Annotated in this window: 4 protein-coding genes and 3 pseudogenes; 1 reads left to right on the top strand and 6 read right to left on the bottom strand. The window is 60.1% G+C overall.

Translation table 11 applies throughout. The features are described from left to right. Positions 1–241: 241 nt before the first annotated feature. Both NKI35_RS30925 and NKI35_RS30930 read right to left on the bottom strand, forming a co-directional pair. The gene (locus NKI35_RS30925) at positions 242–1,414 is read right to left on the bottom strand and encodes a M20 aminoacylase family protein (RefSeq protein WP_352742582.1); all 1,173 of its coding nucleotides are present in this window, start codon (positions 1,412–1,414) and stop codon (positions 242–244) included. Positions 1,415–1,678: 264 nt separating this feature from the next. Beyond that, positions 1,679–3,133, bottom strand: coding sequence for an aldehyde dehydrogenase (locus NKI35_RS30930; protein WP_352742583.1), 1,455 nt, complete (start codon positions 3,131–3,133; stop codon positions 1,679–1,681). 1,117 nt (positions 3,134–4,250) lie between these two features. Between NKI35_RS30930 and NKI35_RS31440 the strand changes: the two are divergent. Then, positions 4,251–4,709 (top strand): annotated as a pseudogene (locus NKI35_RS31440) (GMC family oxidoreductase N-terminal domain-containing protein); the annotation flags it as partial. 68 nt (positions 4,710–4,777) lie between these two features. On the opposite strand, the pseudogene NKI35_RS30940 reads toward NKI35_RS31440, so the two are convergent. The 4 genes and pseudogenes from NKI35_RS30940 to NKI35_RS30955 all read right to left on the bottom strand — a co-directional run. Further along, positions 4,778–5,309: pseudogene (locus NKI35_RS30940) on the bottom strand (IS5 family transposase); the annotation flags it as partial. Positions 5,310–5,741: 432 nt separating this feature from the next. Next, positions 5,742–5,903 (bottom strand): hypothetical protein, encoded by a 162-nt coding sequence (locus tag NKI35_RS30945; protein WP_352742585.1) that lies wholly within the window; start codon positions 5,901–5,903, stop codon positions 5,742–5,744. A 552-nt stretch (positions 5,904–6,455) separates the two neighbouring features. Then, complete coding sequence (locus NKI35_RS30950) at positions 6,456–7,451, bottom strand: D-alanine--D-alanine ligase family protein (protein ID WP_352742587.1); 996 nt, start codon at positions 7,449–7,451, stop codon at positions 6,456–6,458. A 207-nt stretch (positions 7,452–7,658) separates the two neighbouring features. After that, a pseudogene (locus NKI35_RS30955) lies at positions 7,659–7,941 on the bottom strand (2OG-Fe(II)-dependent halogenase WelO5 family protein); the annotation flags it as partial.

Raw genomic sequence — 7,941 nt, forward strand, 5'->3', positions numbered from 1 at the left:
TTCTGGATGTGCGTGGATGTCGCGGCGCCAGGCTGTGATCTCATCATGAAGGTGGGCGACGCGATTGAGGACTGGCATGTGAGTTTCCTTCTTACGATGCGCTAGGTTTGACGCTGTCCCGCCTCTTCGATGGAGAGCATCAAGTCGTTGTTTGTGGTGAACTAAGAACTAAATCATTGCCAAACACGAGCGGGACACGATCGGCAAAAAGACATGATACTTTGCCCGTCTCGCAAACACCTCAAGCCGCCAGTGTGTTCTCTACGAGTTTGGCCCAGAACGACGTCCCGAACGGAATTGCCTCGTCGTTGAAGTCATAGGCGGCGTGGTGCAAACCGGCGCTGTTGCCATTGCCGCACCAGATGAAGGCGCCCGGCCGGTCCTTCGCCAAGTCAGAAAAATCCTCTCCCCCCAACATCGGTGGCGTCTTGACCACTTTGTCTTCACCGGCCACCTCCTTGGCCACATTCATCGCCAGCTCGGTCGGCACCGGATGGTTGAAGACAGCGGCATTGCTGCCCTCGATAGTAAGAGCTATCTTCGCGCCAGTGACCTGGGCGATTCCGGCAACCACCTCAGCCATGCGTTTCTTGACAAGTTCACGAACCTCCGGGGTCAGAGCGCGCATGCTGCCGCGCAGCTCCGCTGTCTGCGGAATCACTCGCTGCGTGGTGCCGGAATGGAATTCGTGGAACGAAATCGCCGCTGATTCCAAGGGATCGACGTTCTGCGCCACGATTTGCTGCAGAGCCGTGATAAGCTGCGCACCGGCTTGCATCGCGTCGATACATTGATGCGGCCTCCCGGGATGGCCGCCGCGGCCTTCGATTCTGATCTCGATACCATCCGTTGCCGCCATCACCGGGCCATGCCGGATGCCAAAGGTCCCAATCGGCAAGCCCGGAAGGTTGTGCATGCCATAGACCTGCTCGATGCCAAAGCGGTCCATCAGGCCGTCCTCGATCATCCCTTGCGCGCCCGTGCCGATCTCTTCCGCAGGTTGGAAGATCAAGACCGCCGTACCGGCAAAATTCCGGGTTTTGGCAAGGTAGCGTGCAGCGCCCAATAGCATCGCGGTATGGCCGTCGTGACCGCAGGCATGCATCAAACCCTTGTTCTTGGAGGCATAGGGCAGACCGGTCGCCTCCTCGATCGGCAGCGCGTCCATGTCAGCGCGCAATCCGATCACCTTGAGGTTGCCATTGCTCAAGGCTTTCTGACCCTTGATGACGCCGACGACGCCGGTCTTGCCAATGCCGGTCACCACCTCCTCGCAACCGAACTCGCGCAGGCGCTCAGCGACGAAGGCCGAAGTGCGGTGTTCATCGAAGCCAAGTTCTGGATGTGCGTGGATGTCGCGGCGCCAGGCTGTGATCTCATCATGAAGGTGGGCGACGCGATTGAGGACTGGCATGTGAGTTCCCACTAGGTTTGACGCTGTCTCGCCTCCCAATTTGGCGGCCAGCAAATGAAAACTAGAAGCGATGTCGTATGGCTCCGCCAACTCGTTGTTATCCCGTGTGACAATCCGGGACAGGGATTCCGCCGGTTCGATAAATCACAGTTCGCGCCACTTGCATCGGATCTGGGCACAGCAGTTCAAAACAAGCAGAACGCGCGTCCTGAACTGATGTCGCTAACGTTTGTGCAAACACGCGAAATAAACGAACTACCCCTTCTATAGTTGAGGTGGGAAGATTGACTTGACCTCGAGAAAGGCCGCCAGCCCCTCTGGCCCAAGTTCGCGGCCAAGACCGCTACCTTTGACACCACCGAACGGCGCGTCGATGTGGAGCGTGTAACGGTTGATGCCGACAACGCCAGCCGCAATCCGACGCGCAATCGCCATCCCCCGCTCGGGATCGGACGTAAACACCGCGCCGCCAAGCCCGTATGTCGTGCCGTTGCATATCGCGAGCGCCTCCTCATCGTCGTCGTAGGGGATAACCGACACAACCGGCCCGAAGATCTCCTCCTGGGCGATCCTCATCGTGCTGTCCACGTCACGAAAGACTGTCGGCTGGATGTAGTATCCGACATCCAAGTGCTCCGGCCGGCCACCACCGGTCACGACTTGCGCACCTTGTGCGCGTCCAGATGCGATGCATTCCTCGACGCGATCGCGCTGTCGCCTCGCCACGAGTGGCCCGACCTGCGTCGCGGGATCGAGCGGGTGTCCCACGACGAGGCGGGCCATCTTGGCTACGATCCCCTCGACCACTTCCTCGTAGCGTGCGCGCGGAGCAATCACCCGAGTCAGGGCATGACAAATTTGACCGCTGAACGGAATGCACGCGGGCGCCACCAGTGGGAGGAACGTGTCGAGATCGGCGTCGTCGAGTAGCAGCGCGCCCGATTTGCCACCAAGTTCCAGCGTGACGCGCGCGAAGCGCTCCGCGCAGGCCAGCGCAACCTGACGCCCCGCGCGCGTCGACCCGGTAAAGGACACCTTGTCGACGCCCGGATGGGACGCGAGCAACGCTCCCGTTTCGCGTCCGCCGAAGACGATATTCACAACACCCGGCGGAATGCCCGCCTCGTCCAGGGCTTCGGCAAGCAGGTAGGAGTCCAGCGATGCTTCCGGGGACGGCTTTATGACCGTCGTACAACCGGCGGCCAGCGCCGGTGCCAGCTTCCACGCAATTGCTCCCTGAGGACCGTTCCACGGAACGATCAGTCCGGCAACACCTACCGGTTCTCTCCGAATGACCGTGCGCAACCCGTGCCCGATGCGCTCGGACTCTACTTCGAGCTGATCAGCAAGTTCAGCATAATAGTCGTAGTACTTAGATGCGCCACTCCCATTAGACTGCACTGAGCGCGCAAGGGGCATGCCAATCTGCGCGGTGACAATCGCGCCGAGTTGCTCCGCGCGACTGTCGATTGCACGGGCGAGCTTGCGCAAATAGTTGGCTCGCTTCGATGGCGGCAACTGCGGCCAACCGGAATTCTCGAACGCTACCCGTGCGGCGTCTACTGCGGCAGAAACGTCGTCCTTGTCACCGTCGGCTATCGTCGCAAACTCCCGCTCATCCGCCGGATTTACGACTGGAATCCGGGCCCGCGAGTGGGCCGGTCGCTGCTTCCCGTTGACATAGATATCGATGTGCTCGCCATTCATCAGGCCGAACATTCCGTCGGTTGCCACTTTCGCTACTATGCCTCTTGCCACGGTGGTTGATCCTTCCATGGGGCCAATCAGTTTGTGTCCGGTAGTAGACGCGTTGCTACGTATCGACTCGATGCAGCCGGGCTTTTCTGCATACTGGACTGCCTGTGCGATCAGTCTAACAGCGCCAAATGGGCGGTTTTTCGCGAAATGTCTTCGACTAGCGCCGCAAGTCATCGTTTTCACTGCGAATTTCGCACAAAAGCTGCGGATTGCCGATGCAAAGCGGGACAATTCTCCCACTGAGCGATCAAGGGTATCTGCGGGTCAATCACGCCCACATGCAGGAGTTGTGATCCGGCGCTCTCCCTCTCGAGACTCGGGAATGGGGCGATATACAGCCACATTGATAACGTTAGCGCGCTACCATGCCTTTCGGCTCCGTGCCGTCTGGTGCTCCGCCAGCTTCGGGTCCTGTTCCGAGCTTCGATACGGCGGTGCGGTGCGGGACGCCTGCGCGCTGGAAGAGTTTGTTCACTTTTTGAAGCGGCCGCTGCTCGCAGCTCGGCTAATGACATCGCCGTTGCTCCCGGGAAGGCGCCTCCCTCCCGACAGGCCTTGCGCGACGGTAGTGCGCACAAATTTGTCTCTGCGCCTTCCAAGCGCTATCGCGAGACGGCTTCGCCAGTCCCTCGGGTCCGACACGAACGGATTCACTGACTGTGACGGGATAGCGATAGCTGCAGGAACCCGCCCCCAGGACACGGCGCGCGTAGTTGTCGGTCAGCGCCAGATCCCATGTTTAGTCGTGCAACCCATTGAACGTTTTGACGGCACCAGGCCGGAGGGAGAAGCTGCCCCAGGCTGCCTTGTCAATAATCAGCTCGGCACAGGTCCACCAGCTGAGCACCAAGCCGATCAAGGCACTTCTGAGCGGGTGGTGATCACGCCGAGCGCTTCTGCGCGCGTCACGAAACACGGCGCCGATTTCCTGCGTGTGAAGAGGAATATTTCGCGCGAGCCGTTTATTTAAAGCTGCTATCGATTCATGACACAGACACTGAGTTGTCGATTGCAACGCTGCTCCTTCAGACGCGACCACCGGCGCGTCTTCGGCCCTCGCCTGACTGAAAGTATCATATTGATATTCGACTACGTGGTTGTTGGCGGTGGCTCCTCTGGTTGCGTCATGGCGAGCAGACTTTCTGCCGATGGAAGTCGTGTGCTGCTCGTCGAGGCTGGTCCTGATACGCCGCCGAACGCCGTCCCTGACGACATCCTCGATAGCGATCCTACTCGCGCCTACTTCAACCCCGACATCAGTGGTCATCCCTCAAAGAGACCTTGGTGCGAGACGGCCGAAAGGCCTTCCACTACGAGCAGGCCCGCGTCATGGGCGGCGGTTCCAGCATAAATGCCCAAGTGGCCAAACCGCGGTGGTCCTGGAGACTACGATGAATGGGCCTCGAGCGGTGCTGCAGGCTGGGGTTGGCAAGAGGTTCTGCCCTATTTCCGTCGCCTCGAAACCGATTTGGATTTCGGTGGCGAATTTCACGGCAAGGATGGTTCTCTGCCGATAAGACGCGTTCGACAATCGGAATGATCAGGCTTCAGCCAGGCTGTATCGAAGGCGTATGAGGCTTCGGGTATTCATTTCTCTCTGGCGGCCAGTTCTTCGCCGAACCAGGCGCTGTCGTAGCCCCGATCGGCAATCAGGTGAGCGGCCGGTGGCAGGGCGTCGAGCACGAGACGGGCGCCCTCGTGGTCGCTGGCCTTCCGACAGGAGCAGGATGAGCGGCCCTCCGTCACCGTCGCAGACGGCGTGCAGCTTGGAGTTCAGTCCGCCCTTGGTGCGCCCGATACGACGGGGAACATCCCCTTTTAAGCAGGCTTACCGGGCGGTGGGCCTTCAGATGTGTCGCGTCAATCATGATGCGCTCGGGCTTGGGACCTTCGCCGGCCAGCGCGGCGAAGATCCTGTCGAACACGCCAAGCCGGCTCCAGCGGATGAAACGATTGTGAAGCGTCTTGTGCGGACCGTAGCCCGACGGCGCATCCTTCCACTGCAGCCCATTGCGGAATCACATAGACGATGCCGCTGACAACCCGCCGGCCGTCGACCCTTGGCACCCCGTGCGGCAGCGGAATGCGCCGATATCCGCGCCATCTGATGCTCGCTCAGCAGAAACAAATCACCCATCAAAGCCTCCTTCAACGGAGACCGTGAATCACATCTCAAACCAAATTAATAGGTCCTGAGCCTAGACTAGAATAGTTTGGATCGGTCTTCCGGCAGACGGATTGAGGTCGATGATCCGTCAGATGCCAAAATAGTCGCGGTCGCTGCAGAGATAGGTCCCGAATAGATCAATCGCGCCATCGCTGCTACCCAGAGATAGACGTCTACATCATCATCTAAAGGCCTTGAGGAGGAATGTCGCCCTGCGCCAGTTCTTGGTCCGCCACCTGAAATCTCCCGATCTGTTCGATGCCATCGACCGCATCCCTGCGCTTGGCATTCTGTCGGTACGCGGACATTCGAGGTCGCAACACGTGGACCGGCGAATTGCTCGCGGAACTGATGCCGGCCGTGATTGCGGCGGTGCCCTTCCATGACGATTTGGTGTGCTCGCTACCCGCGCCACGCTTTCACAAGCCGCTGAACCGTTCGCAGGTGCTTGTCATTGAAACGCTCAGGAGCGGTCGCCTTGAGTCGCGTGGGGATTTCCAATGCCGACATCGTGGGCTCAATGTCGAGCCCGGCAAAGATCTTATCCTGAATGCTGTCAAGCATCGATAACCGCGTCGGGACCCGCTGCGCCGGCGAAACAGTCGGCGATGCGTCTGATGCCTCTCGCCGTCCTACCAGGCGGTCCTAAGGTTCGCCGAGAACTCATCAAGTTTCACAAGAATGGGGGCAGTGCTCGCGGGCTCGGTTCCGCGACGGTAGGCCAAACGGCGGACGATCGCCCCTTTCTTTTGCTCGACGCATGCCTCATCGTTCTTGCGATAGGCACGCGAGCGCGTCACTTCCAGGCCGCCGCCCGGCACCAATCAATCACCGGCACGTGCATGAACGCTCCGTCATTGTCAAAATCGACGCCGCGCAAAGGGAATGGAAACAGCATCCATCTGCGTGCGAGGACCTGAAAACCCCACGGGTGCGTCAGTGGCTCCGAGCATCCTGACGGCCCCGCCCGCCGATGCGGGGAGATGGATAGGCTCCAACCCAGAGCTGGAGGCTTCTTCGCATGTTCAGGTCGCCGAGTCCATGCGGGCGGCAGAGTGACAGACGAGCGGTCCTCTAGGGCGGAAAATCCGGTCGCGATTCGACGCGTTTTCGGCCTTAAGGGATGCCAATTCCGAAATACCGCGTGTGGGCGACATCGAGGATGCGATTGACCACACTCGAGAAGCTGTATCCGGCGGTCGTCGCGGCCAGGACATAATTACTGGTCATACTGAGCGCCGGCATGGAGTTGATCTCCAGGACAAGGGGCTGGCCAGAGCGGTCGATCCGAAGGTCGACGCGGGCGTAGTCCCGACACTGGCAGGCACGGAAGGTCGCAACCGAAATATCTCGCAGCACCGTCGCAAGCTTGCTCCCGATTTGTGCCGGGCAAATCACCGGCAGCCCCTCGGCTGCCACGTGCTTCGCCTCCCAAGTCACAAGGCGCGTTTCGCGCTCGCCGAAGTCCTGCTCCACCAGAGGCAACACCTCGAGCTCTTCGTTTCCCAGCAGCGCGACCCAGATTTCCCGCCCCTCGATGTATTCTTCCACGAGCGCATCCTGCGCATACTGCGTGACGATCACTTCCACGGCCTGCCTCAACTGAGCGGGCTCATGCACGAGCTGCAATCCGAAGCTGGCAAATCCGTGACGCGGCTTCACTACGAGTGGGAATCGGAGGTCGCCGGTACTCTCGGTGCCGCGACGCATCACGCGAAAGTTCGGCGTCGGCAGGCCGCGATCGCGGATGAGCCTCTTGGTAATAACCTTGTCGAGCGCCAGCCCATGCCCGAGCGGGCTCGATCCGGTGTAGGGAACGCCGGCCATTTCGAGCATGGCCGAAACGTGGGTGGAACGGCACTCGCCCTGAATTCCGTACGCCATGTTGAAGACCATTCCGGAGGGGCGGGCCTGCGGATCGGGCGGCATGAACCGCTCGAGCGTAGCGAGCAGTCCTTTATCGCCTTCGCAGAGCAGCGACTCCTGGCCGCCCTCTTGCAGTGCCGCCACTACGCTTTCGACCGTCTCGCGGTCGTAGTGCTCGGGACAAGACTGACCGAAACGGTTGATCACGCCCGTACGATCATGGTTCCAGACGACGGCTACCCGCATGAGTTACTCCCTGTATGTTTGCCCGCATCGAGCAGGTTACGAGGATGTTGACGTCTTAACTGCCAGCGGCAGCCCGTCCGTCGCTGCAATCTCCAACTTCAGGTCCACCAGAGAACAAGATCCGGCCGCGCAAACCCGAAAAAGCTGTTCAGCACCAGGCTCCGTTGCCTGATTTACCGGTGACCCCGTGAACGAAACCGCCATCAATCAGGGCGATATCCCCGGCCTTGAGCTGGAACTGCGACAAGGAACGCCCTCGAGATAGGCCGCCGAATAGGGATAGCCCGTGGTCTCCACACCTTGAGACTTTCGATCAGTGACCGTCGGCTTATGGCTCCAGAGCCGCAGATTGCCACCTTCCTCGGGCATGCTGGGATAGAAGTTGAGGGCCGCGACGGTGTTCTTCGCCACCGCAGAAAGCTCGTAATCGTTCCCAGCACATAAGACTTGAGCGACGTCGTCGTGGGGGTCCAAGGAGAATGTGCCGCTG

This window comes from Mesorhizobium sp. M0676 (assembly GCF_040320535.1).
In the GTDB taxonomy this organism is placed as follows: domain Bacteria; phylum Pseudomonadota; class Alphaproteobacteria; order Rhizobiales; family Rhizobiaceae; genus Mesorhizobium.

What these genes read in the sequence shown, in the direction of transcription:
- NKI35_RS30930 (WP_352742583.1), bottom strand. Translation starts at nt 3,133, where the DNA reads ATGTTCGGCCTGATGAATGGCGAGCACATCGATATCTATGTCAACGGG.
- NKI35_RS30950 (WP_352742587.1), bottom strand. Translation starts at nt 7,451, where the DNA reads ATGCGGGTAGCCGTCGTCTGGAACCATGATCGTACGGGCGTGATCAAC.
- NKI35_RS30945 (WP_352742585.1), bottom strand. Translation starts at nt 5,903, where the DNA reads ATGCTTGACAGCATTCAGGATAAGATCTTTGCCGGGCTCGACATTGAG.
- NKI35_RS30925 (WP_352742582.1), bottom strand. Translation starts at nt 1,414, where the DNA reads ATGCCAGTCCTCAATCGCGTCGCCCACCTTCATGATGAGATCACAGCC.